This is a genomic window from Hymenobacter sp. BT491, assembly GCF_014349165.1.
GTDB lineage: Bacteria > Bacteroidota > Bacteroidia > Cytophagales > Hymenobacteraceae > Hymenobacter > Hymenobacter jejuensis.
On sequence record NZ_JACSJJ010000001.1, the window covers coordinates 606,526 to 627,287 of the forward strand.

The window sequence follows — 20,762 nt, forward strand, 5'->3', positions numbered from 1 at the left end:
CTATGACCAGAGCGGAATTCGCCGCTAAATACGAATCCATATTTGCTGATAACGAATATCAGAATATCACCGAGGCGACGTTCCGGGACTTTAAAGACGACATTGCCCAGACTTTTCTGAGCGATGTGATTGTACCAGGTGGTACGTCCGCGAATCGCCTTTTTGCCTTTACGGGCACGGCTCAGCAGCCGCAACCAGTCGAGAAAGACAATTTCTACCTGGTCACCAACCAGCGACTGGCCCGGGCGAAATCGTCGTTCAATGCTTCGGCGATACCCACCGTCAACAATGCCTACTGGGAAATTATGCTGGAGGTGCCTGCGGCGGTGCAGGTGCTGCAGGGAACGGGCATAAGTTCTACGGCTACCATTTCCCAGCAGGTGCTTACTAACCTTCTGGCAGCCGAGGCCTGGACGAAGGTGCCAATGGGGCAATACGGCACGACGCAGGCGCTCGATACGGAAGAAGCCTTTGTGGCGTATGTGCTGACCATGCTCAGCCAGATTCTGCCAAGTCAGATGCCTGGCAAGCCCGCCGATGCACAGGTTGATGACGTGTCCAATACCTTCAGCGCGTTGCTGGTTGCGGGCTTTCCGAACTTGGCAGAATACGAAGGTTATGGCTTTCCGAATATTTCGGGTACGGTACCGCTCACAGCCGCCAATGCCTACCTGCAAAATGGCCGCGTTTATCTGAAGGGCCTGGAAGGCCCACTGGGTGTAGGAGAAGTGGGCTTCCGCGTGGCCGCTTCGGGGAGCCGCCCGGCTGGGCCATTTGCTACCAATGCCTCCTCTTTTACAGGAATTGTTGTAGCTCCTCCTACTGCCAATACTTCGCCTGTTGTAACTGTCTCGGCTTCAGCAGTTGTAGGTGGTCAGAAATTGACGGCCATTGCGGCCGATAGCGATGGGGTGAAGAGCATCTATATCAAAGTATACGATGCCCAAACGAATGCCGTGGTGCAAACCTTTGGACCTTCCGTGCCCGGCGATACGCAATACATCACCACATGGGCTTCCCCGGCCGAGGGCAGCTACTACGCCAAGGCCATCGCCACCGATACGAAGGATGCCGTAAGTGTGTCCGATCCGGCAGTGTTCGTGATAGCTTCGCAGAACGTAACGCCGGCTGCGCCAGTTGTGGTGTACCTGAGTGCCACGCGCAGACTTACTGCTACACACGATTTGGGCGGTGTCCTGCTCTACAGCTACCAAGGCGGCGCCTTTGTCGAATACACGGGCAGCCTCATCGTAGATGATTTGGCGCATGATCCGCAGGAGTGGCGCTTCAAGCGGGCCGCTTCTACGGGCTATAACGAGAGCCTTGTTGCGTATAGCCCGGCCATCGCAGCCAAACCCGCAACGCCGGTTGGCACGGCCACACGCCAAACCTCAGGGTTGTTGGTGAAAGCGGACGGCACGCTGGCAGAGTGGAGCCATTCGCCGGAGTGGACCAGCGAGGATTCGCCCGCTTTGATTGCGTTCGCACCGTCTGCTATTGCCGCCCTTTCCGCGGGTGCGGCAGGATCAAGCGACTTCGGTGGGGTGCGCGAAGGCCACCTGTACATCGAAACGATCGCGGGCATCGAGACCTGGTTTATGTTCTACGGAGCAGGTGACGGCAGCGCTTCGACCGATCCGGCCTACACGGGCAACGAATGGCGAATCCAACTGGCCAAAAGCACGAACCGCGGCCTCACTTGGCAAAAGCTGGGGCCAACCAGCATCGGCCCTCGCACCAACGGCAGCGGGGCAGAGCCCCAGTGCCGCGACATGTTGTTCATGGCTCGGTGGAAAACGTCCCCCCTCGGCGACGTCTACTGCTTGTATTCCATGAAAGGCCTCGGGCCATCTTACCCAACGGAACTCGGGCGCATTCCCAACCCCAGCTACACCAGTGACATCTGGATTCTTCCGGTAACGGCCAGCGGCCCGCAAACCACCGGTTGGACGTACGTGCGCAACGATCTGGAACTGCAAGCCAGCGGCCTTTTTGACGCGTTCTGTGCGTATTGCGCCAGCGTGGTGCCCTACAACAACAAGTACTACGATTTCTACTCCGCGTCCCGCACCAACAACACGCTCAACATTGGTGTGTCGATCGGCGATACCCCCCTGGGCCCCTTCACCCGTACCGGAACGCCCTTGTTTGCCGACGCCGACGTGAACCCACGGGTGCCCGAAAACCCGAAGGTCTTGCAGTACCTGGGCTTTGGTTTTCCGATGTGGCTTATGCTCTTAAATGAAGGCAGCCTGTCCCTCGGAAGTACCGATTCCAATGCCTACGTCCTGTCCGAATCGCTGACGAGCTGGAATTTTGCCAACCACCGGGTTTTCCAGAAGGCCAACCTGCTGCACGGACAGTCCACGCTGGGCATTCCCAGCCCGTTCTACAAGGCGGATGGTCAGCCTTACATCAGCGACGAGGGGTATTTGCCCTACACCTACGACTGCGATCCGTTCGGTCCCGCGTTTCCCGACATTCACATGGGGCGCAAATTGCGCTACAATATGTTGGAGCCCTCGCGGCTTGCCTTGCGCTTCAACGGGCAAACGGCCGCTGGAACATGGTCCGACAACTTCAACCGGGCCGCGCTCGGTGCCGAGTGGGTACAAGTAGAAGGCCGGCCATTTACCGTCAACGGCACGCAGCTGGTGATGGAAACCACGCCGAACAGCGACGTGATGGTGGTCCCCGGCGCAACCTTCACGGACGGGACCATTACGCTGGATACGCTCATTGATGATTCCTGCGGCGTAGGCGTAGTTTTTCGCTACAGCGGGCCCAAGGAATTTTACTTCATTGGGTTTTCCCCCGGTCCGGCCTCGGATACGACGGGCAGCATTCACTTCTACAAGAAAGTTGACAACGGCACCCCTACAGGCACTTACATAGAAATCGGCACCGGCACGGCCGTTAATCGAGCCCTGCTGCCGATTGGAGGGGCGGTGGCCCTGAAGCTCGTGATTTCGGGCACTACCTATACCGTCTTCAGCGGCACCACGCAAATCGGAGAATTTACCGATGCAACGTACACAGGGCCAGGTGCTTTTGGCCTTCGCAGTGGTGACCCGGGTGTAGGGAGAAGGCTTGTCGACAATGTGGTAGTTACGCCCGCTGGGGCGCAGTCAGGGACCTTTGTACCCACAGGCAATATTCTAATCGACTCGTTTGATCGCGCCGACGGGCCGTTGGGAGGCTCCTGGAGACTGGTGGAAGGCACCAATGCCTTTGCCATTGTTAACAACCAGTGCGATCTGGGCACCCTAGCCGGGAACAACGCCGTCATGGTCAACGACGCCGTTTCGTGGCTGAACGGCACGGTGAAGGCAACGCTCAGCATCGGAACAGGGGGCGGCGTGGGGCTGATCTGGCGCTACACCAGCGGCAGCAGCTTTTACATGCTCGACTTCAGCCGCGACCTGGAAGGCGTGCTGCGCTACAGTTTTTACAAGAAAACAGGCGCCGGGTACAGCCAGATTGGCATCAGTAAGGCGATATCTACCAGCCTCGTGGCCACCGGCGCCACTTTCACGGCTTCTGTCGCCGTGAGCGGTAGTTCTTTCTCGCTCTTTATCGGGGGCAGTCAGCTCGACCAGTTCAGCGACAGCGCCTACGCGACGGCTGGCACATCGGGCCTGCGAAATGGCAGCTCAGAAGCAGCCATGCGCTTGGTAAACGACTTCAGCACGTACCAGGACAACGTTGTCCTGACTCCGCCCGTCACCTCGGAGACGCCCTACCTGAAGCGCGTGCTTGCGCATAGCGATTACGTGGCGGAGTTCGCGTTGGAATTCGATGACGTGAACACACCAGGCTATGTGCAGTTTCAGCCGCGACAGCAGGCCAACGGCGATCACTATGCCATTCAGGTTGCAGCGGGTGGATCGTTGGTGGGCAGTAAAACCGTCGGAGGGGTCTCGGCTTCCTTGGCCGCCTCGTTGGGTACCACTACCACGCAAAAGACGCAATCAAGCATTCGTCACGTCCTGCGAATCGTGCAACAAGGCAGTAGCCTAAAAGCGTGGCTCGACGGCGAATTGCAGATCAATACCACCGATGCGAGCTTTACCAGCGGCAGTAGCATGGGCTTTGTGGCTACGGGTGGCGCTTGCCGCCTGCGTGGCATCCTTATGTACAAGGCCCAAACGGTTACGCTCAGCAACGTGCCAGTTGGTGCGTCCGTCACCTTGCGGGGGTATGGAGGTTTTCCAATTGCAACCACGGTGGCTTCGTCCTCGACGGTGCAACTTTCTCACACCCACTATCCCGTGGCCAGTATCGATGTCAACAACGCTGATGTCGCCGTACCGGCCGGCGGTGTGTACGGTGGGGAAAGCTATGCTTATGCGGCCTAAACGCTGCCAGGCATCAGCAAGTCAACAAAAAAGCCCCGCCGGTAAGGCGGGGCTTTTTTTAAACAGCAACAGCTTGTTTTGGTGCAGCTGGCTTTGCTCGCAATCGCAGGTTTAGAGGATGCTCAATGGTCTTGTAGAGCACAATGGAAATGAGCAGGTAGGCCACTAGGCACACCAGGTTGTTGTTGGATACGTGCTGGCGAAACAAGGTGTCAAATGTGCCCAAGTGAAGCAGATAGAGGATGTAGGAGCTTTTGCCGAGCAGGTCTGCCGTTTTAGTAGAGAGCACTCGGCTGAAGGCCGTCGTTTCCGTCACCAGTCCTCGCAGCAAGGCACACACAAAGAGCGGGGCCACCACGTTGTTAACAAGTATCTGCCCAGTAGACCACTCAGGCGTTCCGCTGACAGGGTGATAGTGATTGAAGATGGCCAAGCCGACGAGCACTGACAAGATGCCCAAGCAGCCTATCCACGTATAAAGCCCTCTGGATGAACGCTGCACAGGATGGCGTGCCATCCACAGCGCGAGGCCCATGCCCAGAATAAACTCGGTGCTGCGCCCGAAAAAAGTAGAGGTGAGCATAAACCAGTTGGCACCCATCAGCCCGTACACGGGTACAAAGCGGGAACAAACCGCCACCAAACCCAGTCCCAAGAGCAGGAACAGAACGGGATATAGAATAATGAGGCGCAGGTTGCGCTTCAGGCCCAGCAGCAGCAGCGGAGCGCTTAGGTAAAAGCATTCTTCGACCGTTAATGTCCACGCGGTAGGCAGCCCCATTGTGCCCAAATCCACAAAGAAAGAGCGCGTCAAGGTCAGGTTCAGCAGGAAGACACGGATCTGGTCCGTGGTATTGTAATAGTCAGGCCATTCGTACCAGGCGTGCCGTGGGCGTAGCCACATCATGCCAAAGGCGAACGCGGTGAGCAGGAAATAAATGGGGTAAATGCGGGCAAAGCGGTTTTGAAAGTAGCGCCGCAGCCAAGGGCCCGTCAACTCTATTTTCTGCGCGTATCTGGTGGCAATCAAAAAACCACTCAAGACGAAAAAGACGACTACACCCAGATGCCACTGACGCACTAATTCCAGCCCGTGCTTGGCGAGGGACGAAAACCCTTTTGTATCCAAACCGCCGCTCGTTCCCATGTGGAAGAAAACCACCATGAGCGCGGCAACGGCACGCAATCCGGTTAAGGCCGGATAATGTTCTTTGTTCTTAGCAGGCGTAAGAATAGCTGTTTCTTGAAGGCGCATATAGCACTAGCGTTGCGAAGTCGATGAGTATCAGACTGGCAAAGGTACGCCCAGATTGATATCATCATCCGAACCTTTGCCAGCTCATCGCCGTGCTCAAGCGCCAGCGGATTTAGCGTGAATGCGGCTGGCTTAGCGACTCAGGAGGGAATACGGCGTGCGGTTCTGTTTTGCTGGAAGGGGCCTTGTGCACAACGTGCAGCAAGCACACAAACAGCCCGATAAAGGCTGCGATCACGATTGCTGTGCTAAGTTTATTTCGCATGCCCAAAGGTAATAAAGCATACGAATGGCGCAGTTAGATTGGCCCCGCCCGAAACAGCGGGGCTTTTTTGCAATTTGTCGCCTCACCAAAACCCTTACCAGTCCCTTTATGGCTAAAATCATCACCTCGCCCCGCAAAATTTTTGATCATGCCGAGTCCTTCAATAAGGTTTACAACTTATCGGCTTCGCACGGCCGCCATGATGAATCCCTGATGTTCCCAATTGCGTCGTTGGGCGCCTTTACCCTTGAATTGTACTTCAAATGCCTGTTGCTGGAACAAATAGGTAGGTTAAACCCAGGGGAAAAGATGACGCATAACTTGGTTGAGCTCTTCAATGCGCTACCAGACGAAACCAAACTCACAATCAGCCGATATAGCGACGAATTTGTAAGCCGTGACCCGGATTACGAGGCGATGAAACAGGTAATACCTGGCTTTAGTACGTCGGTTGAGTACTTTATTGAAAGCGGGCAGAATGCCTTTGAGGAGTTTCGCTATCTGTATGAAAGCGATGCTACTTCCCCCATGTATATCATGGGCACCGTAGTTTGGGCGGCCAGAAAATATATTTTAGAGCTTCACCCGGAATGGGCAAGCAAAGAGTAGAGCGATATACTATCAAGTAATAAGCTGAGCCTCACCCTTGGGTGGGGCTTTTTTTTGTCCTTTCTGCCCAACAGGGCTACAGGCACATTTGCATCGATCAATACTATTCGATGCGTACCAGTCCAATCCTACGTGCTATTCTGGGTGGTCAGTTCCTCATGGAGGAATCGGCTACCCAGGCTTATTTGCCCCTGGTTGCTGCCTTATTAGACGGCTCTTTCAAAGCAGAAGACTGGCGGGAGCTGCAAAGTGAAAATGCGGGTTCCGCTAACTTTCACGCGATCCAAGGCAGCGCCACCAGCCTGTTCTTCGAAGGCTACAGCAGCCTGGACGAAATGCCCGTCGGTAGTGTGAACATCATGTCGGTAGAAGGCGTGATGATGGAGGAGGATACCTGCTTTAGCGCCGGCACCCGGACGATGGGCCAGCGTATCGAAGAGGCCGACGACCACGCCAACATCGTAGCCCACGTGGCATACGTCAACACGCCAGGCGGCTCGGTAGCAGGCTTGGAGCGGTTTGCAAACATCGTGGCCAATACCAAAAAGCCGTTTGTCGTGCTGGCCGTGCAGATGTGCTCGGCAGGCGTCTGGGGCTTTTGCGGAGCGGATCACATCGTGGCCAACGGCCGCACGTCGATTGGGGGCAGCATCGGCACCAAGTTCGATACCAAGGACTACAGCGAGTTTTTCAAGAAAATGGGCGTTGTACACCGCTCGATTACTGCTACCAAATCGACTAACAAAAACGCCGCCTTCGAAGCCGCTGCAGCTGGTGATCCAGAGCCCCTGCGTGCGCAGCTGCTCGACCCGATGAACGAGGTCTTTCTGAGCACAGTCGAAGAGCATCGCGGCGATAAGCTGCCCACCGGCGAAAAGGAGCGCGCTGAAGTGCTCAGCGGCATGTGCTACCTGGGCGAAACGCTGGTGGCCAAAGGCATTGCCGATTCCATGGGCACCATGCAGGATGCCATCCAGATCGCGCTGGACCTGGCTGCTGCGCAGGCGATCGCCGCGCCTACACCCCCCACTGCTATTTCTCAAAAACTTTCTTTTTCAACCTCTAACCCCAATTCCATGTCGCTATTCGGCGCAAAATCAAAATTCCCAAAGCTGGAAGCGCTTTCGGGCAAAACCACCATCACGGCTGAAGAAGCCACAGCAGCCAACGAAGAGCTGCGTGCCGCCGGCATCACGACGGCTGCCCTCATTACCGAGGGTAACTACAACGCCTTGGTAGAAAAAGGCAACAAAGCCGAGGCTGCTGAAAAGCAGGTAACGCAGTTGACTTCCGCCAAGGCAAAGCTCGAAGGCGAACTGGCCGACTCGCAGAAAGAAGTTGAGCGCCTCGGTGCTTTGGCTGGTGATAACCCTACCACTGCTGCCAAGAAAGACGGCGACAACACGGAAGCTTCTGCCAAGGCTCCTTCTTACTTCGATCCGAACGCTGAACATAACCAGGAGGCTGCGGCTCTGCTCGGTTAAGGCACGGCTACTAGGCTAGACTAATTCATTCACTTTTTATTCTTACCCCACTATGTCGATTAACGCGACGCAATTAAAGGCTGAGCTAGGTGCCTACGCTCGCACCAACAACAAGGAAATCCGCAGCATGGCCTATGGCAAGTCGGTGACGGCCAAATTCATGCGTACGGTGCCTTCCGTTAAAGGCAAGTTTCCCGCTCTGCAGGCCATTACGGGCCATGTAGTGCAGGCTTTCTCGGCCGTTTGGACGCCGCTGGGCGTGACCAAATTCAAGGTCAACGAACTGAAGAACTACCGCCAGAAGGTGAACTACCCTCTGCGTCCGGACGATATCCAGGCAGGCTGGTTGGCGCACCTCTATGAGGAGAACAAAAAGCCTCAGGACATGCCCATCTCCAAGTACATCATCAACGATCAGTTGATGCCCAAAGTGGTAGAAGACCGCGAAGTACTGCTCTGCCGTGGCGTCTATGATGCTACCAAGCCCCAGGAGTTTGGCAAGTCTATGGACGGCGTGGAGGAAATCATCCGCCAGGGCCTGCAGGCCAACAGTGCAAACCCGGTGTTCCAGATTCCAATGGAGGCCATCACGGTGGCCAACATCACGGATCAGGTAACCGAGTTCGAGTTGGCCCTGCCAGAAGTACTGAAGCCCCTGCTGAAGCGCATCTTCATGAGCACCAGCAACCTGGAGCGCTACCGCCTTGACTACTTCAAAAAGTACGGTGCTTACCCCAGCTACACCGAAAACAAAGGGTACACCACGATTCTGGGCAACCGCGAACTGATCGGCTTGCCCGGCCTGGCTGGCTCGGACCTCATCTTCTCGACTCCTGACGAGAACTTCCTGCGTCTGATTGACCTGAACGACGAGCCGGTAATTACCGACGTGCAGGCTCAGGACTACGACGTGAAGATTTTCATGGAGTGGTGGGAAGGTGTCCAGTTCTGGACTAACCAGATGGTTGTTGCGGGTGTGATTGGGGGCAACGTGACGGGCTTGGCCCCGGCCGGTGCCAACGAGGAGTACTATGGCCAGCCAGCCTTGGTAGCTCAGCCCTAATCTGAAATGAGAACCTTGCCCACCCCTCAGCTGAGGGGTGGGCTTATTTTAGAGCATCATGCCACTAACCGTAAAAATTACCTCTGAGTCGAAAGAGAAGGGCACGTTCCACGCCAGCGGTGTGGTAACCAACCCGGGCGGCTCCGAGAAAGGCAAAGCCAATGTGCTGGTGAAAGCCGGCGAAAAAGGGCCCCAACTTGTCGTTTCCGAAGTCGCTAAAACCAAAATCCTCAGCAACGTGGTGACGGAGTATAAGCGCTTCGAAGGCCCAACTACTGAGCAAGTGCCAACGCTCGCGAAAGACGTGGAGCTAACATTTACCAACCTTCAATTCGCCATCTAACGTGCCCGATTTAGTTTTAGAAGATATCACCTGGGAAGACGGCCAGGATAATACCGCTGGTATTCAGCAGACGGTTTATTTCATCCGCAAGTCCGATGTAGAGACGTTCCCTGCGTTGCCCAAACTGGACGGCGCAACTAAGCTCGAAGATCTGGCTATCGTGGCCGGCAACATCGTGATGAAAGCAGATAAGAAGCCGTTTGCCTTCTACACCACGCTGGAAAAAGGCGGCGCTACCAGCGACGCCCAGGGCGAAATGGACGGCATCAGCTTCAAGAATTCGATCAAGCTGTTCCACCCCGGCAACAAGGCCACGGCAGAAGGTTTTGCTCGTTTCGTGAAGAACGGCTCCTTCTACATCCTGTTTGCCGATTTGGATGGTGAGGTATACCTGCTCGGTCACCCGGGCTATCCCGCCAAGTTCGTGAGCGCTCCAGGCGGCACCGGTGAGAAAACTTCGGACGCCAAAGGCCGCACGTATACCCTCCAAAGCGTATGGAGCGGCCCCGCTCCGCGCTTTACTGGTAAAGTAATGGTAGGTGCCGTGGAACAAGTATTGGTGTTCCTGGCGTAACTTTAGAGCAGATAAGACGTGGTAGTTGGCACTTAGTCGGCTACTACCGGCTAAAAGGCCCTGGCGATGCCAGGGCCTTTTTTGCGTAGTTTTGGGCATGGCGGAAATGAACTGGATTCTAGAACCGGCGGTGTTGCGCGATTACCTCCAATCGCGGGCTTCGTTATTGAATTTGGATGCGGTTGGACGCGCGACGAAAATCAGTCGGCACGACTTAGACTACTGGTTGGCGGGCGTGGACACAGCTCTGACGCTCGATGAACTGCAGGAACTCGATGCGTGCATGCGGTCGCTAACCTATCCGCACTCGGACCGCCTGTAGGGGCTTTTTCCTGTCCTTTGGCCCCGGCAATTGCCGGCGGAATTTCGGGGTATGACGCCCCAACAATGGCTCCATTCGGAGCGCGATTACGAAGCCGGCCGGTGCATTTACGAAGCGCTCGGCCCCAATGCCATCCTGAAGCGCACGCTCAGCAGTGGCCCCAATTCCTACAACTGCGAGGCGCTGGCCTATGAGCTGGGCAAGCTGGCCAAAGCCGGCGTGGCAACGGCCGTCGTGTTGCCTCAGCCACCTACTCCAGCGCCCGAACCCAGCCCAAACGCAACGAATTCGTTGCAAAGCGAACCTGTTCAACCTGAAAAGGGAGCTGAATTGCTGGTGGTGCTTAAAGAGCACGTGCAGGCCCTGTACGATAAGCGCCGCTACCTGCACGCGCAACTGGAGCATGTAGACGAGTCCACCCGGTTGTCATTTGCGCTGGACATTCAGGGCCTTTCGCGCGGCATCAACGAACACTGGAAAACGGTCGCTTACGTCAAGGAACATGGGTGTATGCCCAATCCTGAACCCACAGCGCCGGTTTTCGACGTGAATACTGGCACTCTGGCCGAATTGAAAGACCTCCGAGCCAATCTGCGGTGCAACATCAGCAAGTGGAAGAAAAAGCCCGCCCGGGCGGCTGATCTGGCACGTGCTCAGGAGCAGGAAAAAGCACTTACGGCCCGTATCGAGGTGCTGAAAGGAGAGGAGGGCGCACGTGGCTAAGAAAGACGCCCTGCAAGTGCCCAAAGTGCTGGAAACGGCCTTTGACCGCATCTATTTCTCGTACCTGAGTGAAGAGGTCGAGCAGCAGCTTACGCCCCAGGAGCTGAAGCACCGCAACCGCATCGACGAGGCCTGGCACCACATGGTGCAGCGCAAATCGGCGCAATCGGCGGCCGAAATGATCCAGGCCACCTACGACTGCAGCCGAGCCACGGCCTATCGCATCGTGCGCGATGCCTTGCAGGTATTCGGCGACGTGGTGAAAACGTCCAAGGACGTGAAACGCAAATTGTTGTGGGAATATTCGCTCAAAGGGCTCGACCACTGCCTGGCGTTAGGCGACATGCGGGCTTATGCCGCCATTTTGAAGAATATGACCACGTTCGAAGGCCTCAATTTGGAGGACAACACCTTCGACGGCGAAGCGATTCAGGCGCACACCTACCTCATTCAGCTCGAAAGCGCCGCCGGCAAAACCATCCAGTTCAACGCCGAGAAAATCGAAGACTTGCCCGAAGCGGAATACTCCGAGGTGATTGATGCGGTGGAAAACATGACCATTCCGGTCGATGAAATGGAGCAAATGCTCGATAAGGCCGAGCGGAAAGGAAAACGCAAGAAATGAGCGCAGAAATCAACGTTAAGGCGCTCAAATTCAACCGGCCCCAGCTACGCTTCATCGTGACGCTGATGACGGCTGCCATCAGCATCTGGGGCCGTGCCACCGGCAAGTCGTCGTTGATTGCCTGGCTCATGCACCTGGTGGTGCAGCAGCTGCCTCGCAGCGCCTGGGGCTTGTGCGGGCAAACCTACCAGCAGATTCTGACGCGCACGCTGCCCTCGACGATTGCCAGCTTGGAGCGCATCGGCTATATCCAGGGCATTCACTACGTCATTGGCGTAAAGCCGCCGGCGGGCTGGATATTGCCGTTTGAGCCGCCGCTGAACTGGAAGCACTGCATGTGTTTCTACACTGGGGCCTGTTTTCACCTGATTTCGCTCGATGGAGGTGGGGGCAGTGCCCGGGGCTTGAACCTGGACGGCATTATTGCCGACGAAAGCCTGACGTTGAACAAGGAAAAGTTTGATGATGAAGTCGTTCCGGCCAACCGCGGCAACGAACGCCAGGTATGGGCCGATAACCGCCTGCACCACGGTATTTTTCATTTTAGCTCAATGCCGTATGGCAACCAGGGCAAATGGCTGCTGGAGGGCAGCAAACACTACCAGGAATCGGGCAAGGATTACGAGTTGCTCACCCGGGAGCTGATTAAGCTGCAAATCAAGTACATCGATACGAAGGACCGAGAGGCGCGGCGGGCTATCTGGGTTGATATTCAGAAGCTTACCACAGAACTGCGCTATTACGTAGATGCGGAAGGCCAGCTGTATTCGGAGGCCAATGCCTTCGAAAACCTGCACAACGTGGGCATCCGGTACCTGGAGCAGCAGCGCCGGGTACTGACCGATTTCACGTTTCGGGTGGAATTGCTCAACCAGCGGCCGTTTGCGGTCGAGGCGGGCTTTTACCCCACGCTCGATACCAGCAAGCACGCGTATGAGGCGTTCAACAACGACTATCTGCAGGGTGCCGTTGATGGCTTGGCATTCAACCTCAAGAAGTTACAGCGGTTAGGCGATAAGCCCGATAGTAGGCAGGATGCAGACTGTGACCCCACCTTGCCCTTGCGAATTGCCCCGGACTGGGGCAAAGCCTCGTTTATCACAATAGCTCAGATACATGCCAAGCAGCGGGAATACCGTTTTCTGAAGGGCCTGTACGTCAAGCACCCAGAGCTGATTCGCCACCTGGCGGCCAAGTTCACGGAGTACTATGCTTACCACTACAACAAGAAGGCAGACTTCATTGAGGATGCCGAGTATGGCAATAGCCGCGTGCCCAACAGCGACGAGACGTACAACCAGATGTTTGCACGGATGCTGCGAGAAGCAGGTTGGAAGGTGAAGGTGATCAAGCTAGGGCGCACGCCTGGCCACCATGCCCGTTACCTGTTGGCCCATGAGCTGCTCGCGGAGCTGGACCCGCGCAACCCGAAGATTCGCTTCAACAAGCACCACTGCAAGGAGGTGCTGCTGGCCATGCAGCTCACCGAGATCAAGGAGGGGCCGCGAGGTATCGAGAAGAACAAGAAGCCGGAACAGCTATCCAGTGTACCTGCTGAGGAAGCTCCTCACTTCACCGATACGGTAGACCTGCACTTGCTCAGCATCGACGACACCACGCTCAAGCCCGCAGCTGACTTCACCGGCTTCATTATGGAGGTAGGGTAGGGCTAGCCTAGGCAAGCTTGGCTTGGCCAGGTGTTCACGTGCATAATTGCCATTCAAAACAACTTAAAAACCGCGTTTCCTGCATGGTAACGCGGTTTTTGTTTGTCCAAACCCCATTCATATATCCCTTTTTTGCCAGTGGCAATTGCCAAAACGCGATAGTGCAAGCTGGGGTCTTTTGGCAGAAAATGAGACGGAATTTTCTGTTTTCGGGGCAAAAACGGCGATTCCAGCGCGTAGGGCCACAATGGCGTGAGACGGGTTTTCAAAAGCCCGATTGCCGCCCCTCAGCAGGCTTTTTTCTGTCCTTTGCCCGGGGCCGCGAGGGTGGGAGTTTCGCAGTGTTATGTCAGGTCAACCACTCCTACCACTGAAGCAAGCGCTGGCCGAAATGCAGGCCGCGAAAGAGCCGTTTGCGCTGCGGTTTGTGAAGCTGAACGAAGGGAAACAGCAGGGCGGGGAAATCGTGGAACTGCCTTCTGTGCTGCTCAGCGGCCGGAATGAGGGGAAGGAAACGGCTTCAGGAGTGGAACGGAAGGGGTCGCCGGTGGCCGAGGCGAGTAGTGAACACAGTCAGCCGGGAAAGATCACCCGCGACCCCAACCATTCCGACAACATGACGCGCAACCTGGTGAGCACGATTAACGGCCGCTACGCCAAGGTGCATATCTATTTGATCCTGAGCTACAACGGTAAAAAAGTGATTATCTAATGGTTGATGCTTTTGTAAGTAGTGACCTATCCTTTGGGTATTTAAGCGGCATCGGCGCCGTCGTGCGCACCGGCACCGGGGCGGGCCAGGAAGCCGGCGTGAACTCTACCACGCCCATCAAAAAGGAACAGGGCGGCAACGCAGATGTCGCCTTTTGGGGTGACGACAACCTGTTTCCGCAAAACGTGGTGAAGGATGCCGAATCGAACACGTCGCTGGCCACCATGCTCAACTGGAAAGCCAAGGCCTGGTACGGCGGCGGCCTAGTGTACGGCACGCTGGACTTCGACGACAACGGCGAAGAGGTGTTCAAGCGGGTGCGCAACACCGAAATCGACGCTTTTCTGAACCGCACGCTGATCAATCGGTATGCGATGGAAGCGTTGCAGGACGTATCCTGGTTTTCAAACGGCTTTCCGGAGCTGATTTTGTCCCGTAACCGGGCCAAAATCGTGGGCATTTCCGAGCAGGAATGCTGCGATACGCGCTATGCCAAGGCCAAAGGCCCATTGGATTTCAAGCGCAAAGTGTTCATCAACGCCAACTGGGCCAACGGCGGCCGCTGGGACGACGAGTACACGACCACGGTGCCGGTTCTGGACCCGTACTACGATGCTGTAGAAGCCCTTCGGGAGCGCACGGACGGCTTTAAGTACATCTATCCGATTAGCTTTCCGTCGCCCGACAAGTCTGAATATCAGCTGGCTAGCTGGAATTCGGTGCGTCGTTCCGGTTGGTTGGGCATCGGCAAGGCCGTTGTTGAATTCAAGGCTAAGCTGCTGGGGCAAATCCTCTCGATCGAGTGGCTCATCGAAATTCACCCGGCCTACTGGCAGTGGAAATACAAGGATTGGGAAGACAAGACCGAGGATGAGCAGCGCCGCCTGATGAAGGCCGAGCTGAAGAATTTTGGCGAGGTGATGAGTGGCGCTAACGGCGCCGGCAAAGCGCTGATGACCACGATGGTGAAGGACAGCGACGGCAAAGACGTGCCGGCGTTCAAAGTCACAGCGCTCGACAAGGCCAGCCGCGAAGGGTTCCTCAACGAAGACTCCCAGGAGTCGGCCAGCCACGTGTTCACCGCCGGCGGGGTGGCGCCCACGCTGATGGGCATTCAACCCGGTAAGAACATGGGTGCGGGCAGCGGCTCCGATGCCCGCGTGGCCTTCAACAACTTCATCAGCACGTCCACTTTCGAGCAGGATTTGGTGCTGGAGCCCCTGCACTTCATCCGGGACTACAACGGTTGGCCCTCCAACATTCATTTCCGCTTCAAGCAGCCGCTGATCATGACACTGGATAAGGGCAAGCAAACCCAACAAGAAACTGCTTAGCGATGCCTGACGAGACCCATTTCACTGCTAAACAGCTTGCTAAGGAACTTAGAAACGTTACAACGGAGCTAAATAACATAGCACCCAACGATCCGCTACGAGCGGCCCTTGTCGCACGCTTTACTCTTCTCAAACAGCGCACCCAGTCGTTGCGCCAACCCCTTCAGGCATGGCTTTAATTCAGAACATCGAGCAGTTCATTGCCCACGTCACGTTTAATAGCCAAGCTGACGAGGATACTTACAAGGCCGTGTTGCCTGACTTATTGCTGATGGAGGATGAGCACATTCGCCCGTTGTTGGGGGATGCGTTTTATCAGGAACTAGTCGAGCAAATAGAGGAGGGGATTGCAACGCTAAATGAGCCCGCCAATCGGCTGCTGCAACTGCTGCATTCGGCACTGGCCAACCTGACTATGCTCAGCTACCTGGACATGGCCCAGGTGCAAATCAGCGGTTCGGGCGTGCAGATCATCAGCGATAGCACGCAGAAAACGGCTTTCCAGTGGCAGATAAACGACCTGAAGGTAAGCTTCAGCCGCAAGGGCTTCAACGGGCTGGAAAAGGCGCTGGCCTTCCTGCAGGCCCACGAAACGGAGTTTGCTACGTGGGCGTCGTCGGAAGCCGCCCGCAAGCACCGGGAGCTGTTTTTGTCTTCTGCTTCGCAGTTCACCGAGTACTACAGCATCAACAACGCGGGCCTGACTTACCGGGCACTGGTGTCGCTGGTGCGCAAAACCGAAGCGTTCGCACTGGAGCCCGCCATCGGCACGGATTTCTTCGACGAGCTGAAAGAGCAACTGGTGGACGAAACGCTCACGCCTGAAAACAAGGCGCTGGTAGCGAAGTACTTGCAGCCGGCTCTGGCCCACCTGACGATGGCGCAAGCGATCGGCGAACTGGGCTTCAGTTTGAATGGCAACGCGCTGGAGCTTAACGTCTACCGCCCGGACAATTCGAACGCGAAAGAATCCGACCCGGGCCTGCAGAAACTGCTCGAACTGAAGCAGGAACAGGCCCTCGACGACGGCGAACGCTACCTGCGTCGGCTGCGCAAGCACCTGAACGAAACCGCTTCTGCGACCCGCTACGCTACTTATTTCGGTTCCTCAGCCTATCAGACGCCGCTGAGTGAAGAATCCTACCTGAACGATTCCACCGCGCCGGTTTACGGTGCCTTTTAACGCTACCGTTACCGTGTATTTACTTATCCAGCTTGCCGGGCTGCTCCAAATGGGCGCCCTGGCCTTTCAGAAGTACGTGTTTGCCGATTGGAATTTCATCGGTTACCTGCTGGTGGTCTTCGTCGTCGATACGGCCCTAGGCGTGTGGCTCAGCCTGAAGCAGCACCGCCACCACAGCCGCCAGTTCCGGGGCATGTTCGAGAAGTTCATCCAGTACGGCGCCGTGCTGATCATGGTGCACGTGCTCTGTGAGTTCACCGTCGACGGCCAGAAGAATTCCATTCTGGTGATGCTGGTGCCCCACTTCAAGGCCGTGATGTACCTGGCCGTGCTCTGGGCCGAGGTGAAATCCATCGACGAGAACCTGCGGGGCCTGGGCTTCAAAGGCTTGCCTTTCCCGCCCTTCCTGCGCAAGCGCCTGGCCGACTGGGAAGAAACCGGCCAACTCGCGCAGCCGGCCGCTCCAGCTGCTGCGGACCCTTCTGCTGAGCTACCCACTTCTATTTCCTCACCTATTCAAGAAGGTATAACGTCATGAAAACCAGTGCGAAAGGATTGCAGCTGATCAAAATCAAGGAGCTCTACCGGGGCAAGATGTACTACTGCCCCGCCAACAAGCCCACGATTGGCTATGGCCACGTGATCGGCGCGAACGAAGCGCACCTGCGCACGGCCTTCATCACCGAGCCTGAAGCCACGGCGTTGCTGCAGCGCGACGTAGTGCAATACGAGCAGGCTGTAAGCAAAGCGTTGCCGATGGTGCTCACCCAAAACCAGTTTGATGCTTGTGTGTGCCTGTGCTACAACATCGGTACGGCGGGTTTCGCGGGCTCGACGCTGGTGAAGCTGATTCGTGCCCGGGCGGAAGAAGCCAGCATCCGGTCGGCTTGGGTGGCCTGGTGCAAGATGGATGGCACCCGCAACGGCAAGGACGATGACAAGGATGGCCACATCGACGAGCCGGGCGAAAAGCAGGTGGCACCAGGCTTGGTGATCCGTCGCAAACAGGAAGCCGACCTCTTTTTTACAAAATAAGCAACTGATAACCAGTTTATTATGAACAAATTCTTCTACACGTTTTTCGCAGTGGTAGTCGTTCTGATTGCCATATGCTGGGCTGTAGCGGCCCAAAGCCCTAATTATGGCCCAACGGAAGCTACCAGCTACCCGATTGCATTGGCTGTAGCGATAGTCCTGCCTGTAGGTGGCTCACTATTAGATCGTTATACAAAGTGAGGCTGCAGTACTTATTACTCGTACTGTTCGTGCTGATTGACGCTTTTGTACAGGGCCGTCAGACGTTGCGAAACCGATTGTATGTCCCAACCTCGGAACAGAAAAGTGTCAACCTAGACCTGCATGTTCTGCTGCCCACGCTCTACGCACTCCTGAGCATTGCAGTCTGTGGTACTGACTTGCACGGCTATTTAATTGCCTTGGCTGTGCGCATTGTGCTTTTTGATCCGGTGGTGAACATCGCAAAAGCAGACCCCGTTTTTTCAGTTGGAGAAAGTGCTTTGCTTGACCTTCTTCTGCGCCTTTGTGCAGATACACTGCATTTGTCAGTAGAGTTCTTCAGCGGCCTGTGGCGCACGCTGGTGGCTATGGCCTTGGTGGCAGTGCTGCTTACCAGCTGCCAGACGAGTCGCTCAGGCGTGGAACCGTTGAAGGGAGTGGTGCCAACGGCAGCTATCGATGGTTTGCCAGCGCCAGACGTGCGGTTCAAGCGCCCCAGCTTTGCGCGATCGTTGGGTGGTACTGTCGCCTCGATCTTCAGCGGCAAGCAGAAGGACAAGAGCCGCACCACGATCAACAACTACTACGCGCCGGCTAAGATGAAGAACAGCACGCTGGCCACGGATCAGGCCAGCGTGACGGATGCCAAGAAGGCCCATGCGCCAGTGGCCACCGGCACCAGCTCCGCGATCGACAACACCAAAGCCGGCCAGAAGGGTGGCGCAGCCGCAACAGGGGAGGGTAGCTCTGCTCAGGCGAGCACCGAAAAAAGCGGCATACCCTACGTCTGGCTGCTGGTAGTGGCCTTGGTGGCGCTGTTGATCTGGAAGCGCAAAGCGCTGCTTCCGTTCTGGTTTCCGACGTTGTGCCTGGCCCTTTGCCTGCTCAGCGCGCCGGCAAAGGCGCAAACGCTAGCCGCCGCACAGCCCGGCCGCATGATTCCCGTCGTGCGCGACGAGCCTGCTAAATACAAGCGGGTGTACCGCAAGGCCTTACGTCGCATCCAGCGCCAGCAACGCCGGCGTCAAGCCCGGGCGTACCGCCTGCACATGAATCATTAGGCGAAAGCCTGCTGGTCACAACGCCGCGAGGGGTAGCTGCTTCAACCGAACTTCACTTCTGGGCAGATAAAACAAACCGCCGCGTTGCCAAAAGCCTCACTCGATCCGGACGGGTAGGGCTTTTTTATGTCCTTTGCCGCCGGCAATTGCCAAAGGAATTTCGGGCTGTATTCAACAATCAGCCCCTATGAACGCGCTCAACGAATCCGTTTTCCCTAGCGAGCAAAAGACCATTTTATGCGTCGCAACAGACTCAAAATTTAAGGGAGCCCACAACTACTACGTGCAGCCCATGGTGGGCTACCAAGATGGCGCGGTCTACGGTGCTGAGCTGGTCTCCATTCCCTTCGTGAAGCGCAACGAAGACGGCACCTGGCAACCCGGTGTGCAAACGGAGCAACTGCTGCTTCTGCTAAAAGACCGGCACGAAAAACTGAACGAGGTGTTCCCTTCCGAGGATCATGCCCAGTTTATTGCCGGCATTGACATGGCGCTGGAAGCACTGGAGAAGCGCGTGCGGGAGCGGACGCAGCGCGGCGTGATGGGCCAATTGCAGAAGTAAGACCCATGGTCGACGTAGAAATTGGCCGCCGGCGCCGCAAGGTGGCCCAGACCTGGAACGAGCTGACAGGGCCGCAGTTGCTGCAAGTGTGCCAGGTCTATGGCCTAGCCTTTGACACGCCAGGCCCTCGGTACAAAGCCCTGCTCCGAATCCTTTTTGCGGTGCCCAACCGGGTGATGAACCGCATCAACGTGGTGCAGTTCGTGGACCTAAAGCCGCTGGCCACCTTCTTGCTGGACCCGACCAAAGGCCGGCCGCTCACGGACCAACTGCTGCCCCGATTGCCTACGTGCAGCTGGGCTCAGCTCTGGGCTGGCGTGCGCAGCCGCACCCCGCACCTCTATGGCCCGCGGGATTCGTTTCGCAACCTCACGTTTGCCGAGTTCATCTTCGCCGACACGTTCTTTCTGCGCTACCTGCAGACCAACGAGGAAGCATGGCTGAACAAGTTGGTGGCCGTGCTCTACCGGCCCCAGCGCGAAGACTACCGGCCCCACGCTGCCAGCTACGGCGGCGACAGGCGTGAAGACTTCAACGAACACCTGCTCGATGCCCGGGCTGGCTACATGGCCCGCGTACCGCACTATGTGAAGCTGGCCGTGCTGCTCTATTACCAAGGTTGCCGGCGGGAACTGGAGCGGCGCTACCAGCGCGTGTTCGAAGGCGACACCAACCAAAAAGCGGCCCTCAGCGGCTGGGAAGCTGTCTTGCACAACTTGGCCGACGGCGTGCACCGCGTCGAAGCCACTGCGGGCCAAAGCCTGCACAACGTCATGCGCGAAATGCAGCGCGTGCTCGAGAACTACGACCGGGCCAAAGCGGCCCACCAAGCTTCCTAACGCCATGTTTGCCAACCTCGAATACACCGCCCTGTTCAAAGAGGCGGCCACCCGACACAAAGAAATCCGGCATACCGAGAAGGACTGCCACTTCGTCAAGTTGGTGCTCAGCGCCGATCCGGTGCAGAAAGCAGTCGGCTGGAGCGGCTTTTTCAACAAACTGAAAACCTCCCTCAAGCCCGGGCTGACGCTGATTGCCGTCAGCTACGAAGCTGATTACGAAGACGCCGGCGACGAGCGAACGCTGACCCACCGGCACGGCTCCTTCATCATTCTGGAGAAGGTGAAGCGCAGCAACGACGAGGACCGAGACGAAGTACTCGACCGCACCGAGCGCGTGGCCCACGACGTGATGGGCTTCGTGCTGAAGGCCTTTCGCAGTCCCGAAGCCCGCCGGCAAGGCCGCATGATTGACCGCAGCAACATGCTGCTGGACTCGATCGGGCCGGTGGCCGACAACCACTACGGCAGCCAATTCAGCTTCAAGTTTACCCAGCCGGCCACCCAGGCGCTGGCTTTCAATTCCGACGCTTTTAACCTCGACTAA

The 20,762-nt window shown here is 56.7% G+C and carries 20 protein-coding genes; 19 read left to right on the top strand and 1 reads right to left on the bottom strand.

The window, feature by feature from the left end; genetic code table 11:
- The first annotated feature begins 2 nt into the window (after positions 1-2).
- Positions 3-4,358: a hypothetical protein gene (locus tag H9I52_RS02615; RefSeq protein ID WP_187452530.1), complete on the top strand. Its 4,356-nt coding sequence runs from the start codon at positions 3-5 to the stop codon at positions 4,356-4,358.
- Positions 4,359-4,416: 58 nt separating this feature from the next.
- On the opposite strand, the gene H9I52_RS02620 is transcribed toward H9I52_RS02615, so the two are convergent.
- On the bottom strand, positions 4,417-5,613 hold the full coding sequence (locus H9I52_RS02620; protein ID WP_187452531.1) for an acyltransferase family protein: 1,197 nt from the start codon (positions 5,611-5,613) through the stop codon (positions 4,417-4,419).
- A gap of 373 nt (positions 5,614-5,986) precedes the next feature.
- On the opposite strand from H9I52_RS02620, the gene H9I52_RS02625 reads away from it, so the two are divergent.
- The 18 genes from H9I52_RS02625 (at position 5,987) to H9I52_RS02710 (ending at position 20,762) form a co-directional block, all read left to right on the top strand.
- The gene (locus H9I52_RS02625; RefSeq protein ID WP_187452532.1) at positions 5,987-6,487 is read left to right on the top strand and encodes a hypothetical protein; all 501 of its coding nucleotides are present in this window, start codon (positions 5,987-5,989) and stop codon (positions 6,485-6,487) included.
- 110 nt (positions 6,488-6,597) lie between these two features.
- A complete protein-coding gene (locus H9I52_RS02630; RefSeq protein ID WP_187452533.1) occupies positions 6,598-7,971 on the top strand; it encodes a S49 family peptidase in 1,374 nt (457 codons plus the stop codon).
- A gap of 52 nt (positions 7,972-8,023) precedes the next feature.
- On the top strand, positions 8,024-9,034 hold the full coding sequence (locus H9I52_RS02635; RefSeq protein ID WP_187452534.1) for a hypothetical protein: 1,011 nt from the start codon (positions 8,024-8,026) through the stop codon (positions 9,032-9,034).
- Positions 9,035-9,092: 58 nt separating this feature from the next.
- Positions 9,093-9,377, top strand: coding sequence for a hypothetical protein (locus H9I52_RS02640; protein ID WP_187452535.1), 285 nt, complete (start codon positions 9,093-9,095; stop codon positions 9,375-9,377).
- A 1-nt stretch (position 9,378) separates the two neighbouring features.
- Positions 9,379-9,951 carry a hypothetical protein gene (locus H9I52_RS02645; RefSeq protein WP_187452536.1) on the top strand — a complete coding sequence of 191 codons (573 nt, stop codon included), beginning with the start codon at positions 9,379-9,381 and terminating at the stop codon, positions 9,949-9,951.
- A gap of 106 nt (positions 9,952-10,057) precedes the next feature.
- Positions 10,058-10,273, top strand: coding sequence for a hypothetical protein (locus tag H9I52_RS02650; RefSeq protein WP_187452537.1), 216 nt, complete (start codon positions 10,058-10,060; stop codon positions 10,271-10,273).
- A gap of 51 nt (positions 10,274-10,324) precedes the next feature.
- The gene (locus tag H9I52_RS02655) at positions 10,325-10,996 is read left to right on the top strand and encodes a hypothetical protein (protein ID WP_187452538.1); all 672 of its coding nucleotides are present in this window, start codon (positions 10,325-10,327) and stop codon (positions 10,994-10,996) included.
- The gene (locus H9I52_RS02660) at positions 10,989-11,621 is read left to right on the top strand and encodes a hypothetical protein (protein ID WP_187452539.1); all 633 of its coding nucleotides are present in this window, start codon (positions 10,989-10,991) and stop codon (positions 11,619-11,621) included. Before H9I52_RS02655 ends, H9I52_RS02660 begins: the two co-directional genes overlap by 8 nt.
- Positions 11,618-13,288, top strand: a complete 1,671-nt coding sequence (locus H9I52_RS02665) for a hypothetical protein (RefSeq protein WP_187452540.1) — start codon at positions 11,618-11,620, stop codon at positions 13,286-13,288. Before H9I52_RS02660 ends, H9I52_RS02665 begins: the two co-directional genes overlap by 4 nt.
- Before the next feature lie 346 nt (positions 13,289-13,634).
- Positions 13,635-14,000: a hypothetical protein gene (locus H9I52_RS02670; protein ID WP_187452541.1), complete on the top strand. Its 366-nt coding sequence runs from the start codon at positions 13,635-13,637 to the stop codon at positions 13,998-14,000.
- Complete coding sequence (locus H9I52_RS02675; protein ID WP_187452542.1) at positions 14,000-15,334, top strand: hypothetical protein; 1,335 nt, start codon at positions 14,000-14,002, stop codon at positions 15,332-15,334. The genes H9I52_RS02670 and H9I52_RS02675 overlap by 1 nt, the downstream gene beginning before the upstream one ends.
- Before the next feature lie 169 nt (positions 15,335-15,503).
- Positions 15,504-16,517: a DUF6712 family protein gene (locus H9I52_RS02680; RefSeq protein ID WP_187452543.1), complete on the top strand. Its 1,014-nt coding sequence runs from the start codon at positions 15,504-15,506 to the stop codon at positions 16,515-16,517.
- Positions 16,518-16,530: 13 nt separating this feature from the next.
- Positions 16,531-17,055, top strand: coding sequence for a phage holin family protein (locus H9I52_RS02685; RefSeq protein WP_187452544.1), 525 nt, complete (start codon positions 16,531-16,533; stop codon positions 17,053-17,055).
- Positions 17,052-17,552 (top strand): lysozyme, encoded by a 501-nt coding sequence (locus H9I52_RS02690; protein WP_187452545.1) that lies wholly within the window; start codon positions 17,052-17,054, stop codon positions 17,550-17,552. The genes H9I52_RS02685 and H9I52_RS02690 overlap by 4 nt, the downstream gene beginning before the upstream one ends.
- 230 nt (positions 17,553-17,782) lie before the next feature.
- On the top strand, positions 17,783-18,814 hold the full coding sequence (locus H9I52_RS02695) for a hypothetical protein (protein ID WP_187452546.1): 1,032 nt from the start codon (positions 17,783-17,785) through the stop codon (positions 18,812-18,814).
- Between the two features lie 187 nt (positions 18,815-19,001).
- The gene (locus H9I52_RS02700; protein WP_187452547.1) at positions 19,002-19,376 is read left to right on the top strand and encodes a hypothetical protein; all 375 of its coding nucleotides are present in this window, start codon (positions 19,002-19,004) and stop codon (positions 19,374-19,376) included.
- 5 nt (positions 19,377-19,381) lie between these two features.
- Positions 19,382-20,215 (top strand): hypothetical protein, encoded by an 834-nt coding sequence (locus tag H9I52_RS02705; protein WP_187452548.1) that lies wholly within the window; start codon positions 19,382-19,384, stop codon positions 20,213-20,215.
- A gap of 4 nt (positions 20,216-20,219) precedes the next feature.
- Positions 20,220-20,762: a hypothetical protein gene (locus H9I52_RS02710; RefSeq protein ID WP_187452549.1), complete on the top strand. Its 543-nt coding sequence runs from the start codon at positions 20,220-20,222 to the stop codon at positions 20,760-20,762.

Bases quoted from the DNA above. Each gene is read 5' to 3' on its own strand.
- H9I52_RS02615 (WP_187452530.1), top strand. From the start codon at position 3: ATGACCAGAGCGGAATTCGCCGCTAAATACGAATCCATATTTGCTGAT.
- H9I52_RS02620 (WP_187452531.1), bottom strand. From the start codon at position 5,613: ATGCGCCTTCAAGAAACAGCTATTCTTACGCCTGCTAAGAACAAAGAA.
- H9I52_RS02625 (WP_187452532.1), top strand. From the start codon at position 5,987: ATGGCTAAAATCATCACCTCGCCCCGCAAAATTTTTGATCATGCCGAG.
- H9I52_RS02630 (WP_187452533.1), top strand. From the start codon at position 6,598: ATGCGTACCAGTCCAATCCTACGTGCTATTCTGGGTGGTCAGTTCCTC.
- H9I52_RS02635 (WP_187452534.1), top strand. From the start codon at position 8,024: ATGTCGATTAACGCGACGCAATTAAAGGCTGAGCTAGGTGCCTACGCT.
- H9I52_RS02640 (WP_187452535.1), top strand. From the start codon at position 9,093: ATGCCACTAACCGTAAAAATTACCTCTGAGTCGAAAGAGAAGGGCACG.
- H9I52_RS02650 (WP_187452537.1), top strand. From the start codon at position 10,058: ATGAACTGGATTCTAGAACCGGCGGTGTTGCGCGATTACCTCCAATCG.
- H9I52_RS02655 (WP_187452538.1), top strand. From the start codon at position 10,325: ATGACGCCCCAACAATGGCTCCATTCGGAGCGCGATTACGAAGCCGGC.
- H9I52_RS02665 (WP_187452540.1), top strand. From the start codon at position 11,618: ATGAGCGCAGAAATCAACGTTAAGGCGCTCAAATTCAACCGGCCCCAG.
- H9I52_RS02670 (WP_187452541.1), top strand. From the start codon at position 13,635: ATGTCAGGTCAACCACTCCTACCACTGAAGCAAGCGCTGGCCGAAATG.
- H9I52_RS02675 (WP_187452542.1), top strand. From the start codon at position 14,000: ATGGTTGATGCTTTTGTAAGTAGTGACCTATCCTTTGGGTATTTAAGC.
- H9I52_RS02680 (WP_187452543.1), top strand. From the start codon at position 15,504: ATGGCTTTAATTCAGAACATCGAGCAGTTCATTGCCCACGTCACGTTT.
- H9I52_RS02690 (WP_187452545.1), top strand. From the start codon at position 17,052: ATGAAAACCAGTGCGAAAGGATTGCAGCTGATCAAAATCAAGGAGCTC.
- H9I52_RS02700 (WP_187452547.1), top strand. From the start codon at position 19,002: ATGAACGCGCTCAACGAATCCGTTTTCCCTAGCGAGCAAAAGACCATT.
- H9I52_RS02705 (WP_187452548.1), top strand. From the start codon at position 19,382: ATGGTCGACGTAGAAATTGGCCGCCGGCGCCGCAAGGTGGCCCAGACC.
- H9I52_RS02710 (WP_187452549.1), top strand. From the start codon at position 20,220: ATGTTTGCCAACCTCGAATACACCGCCCTGTTCAAAGAGGCGGCCACC.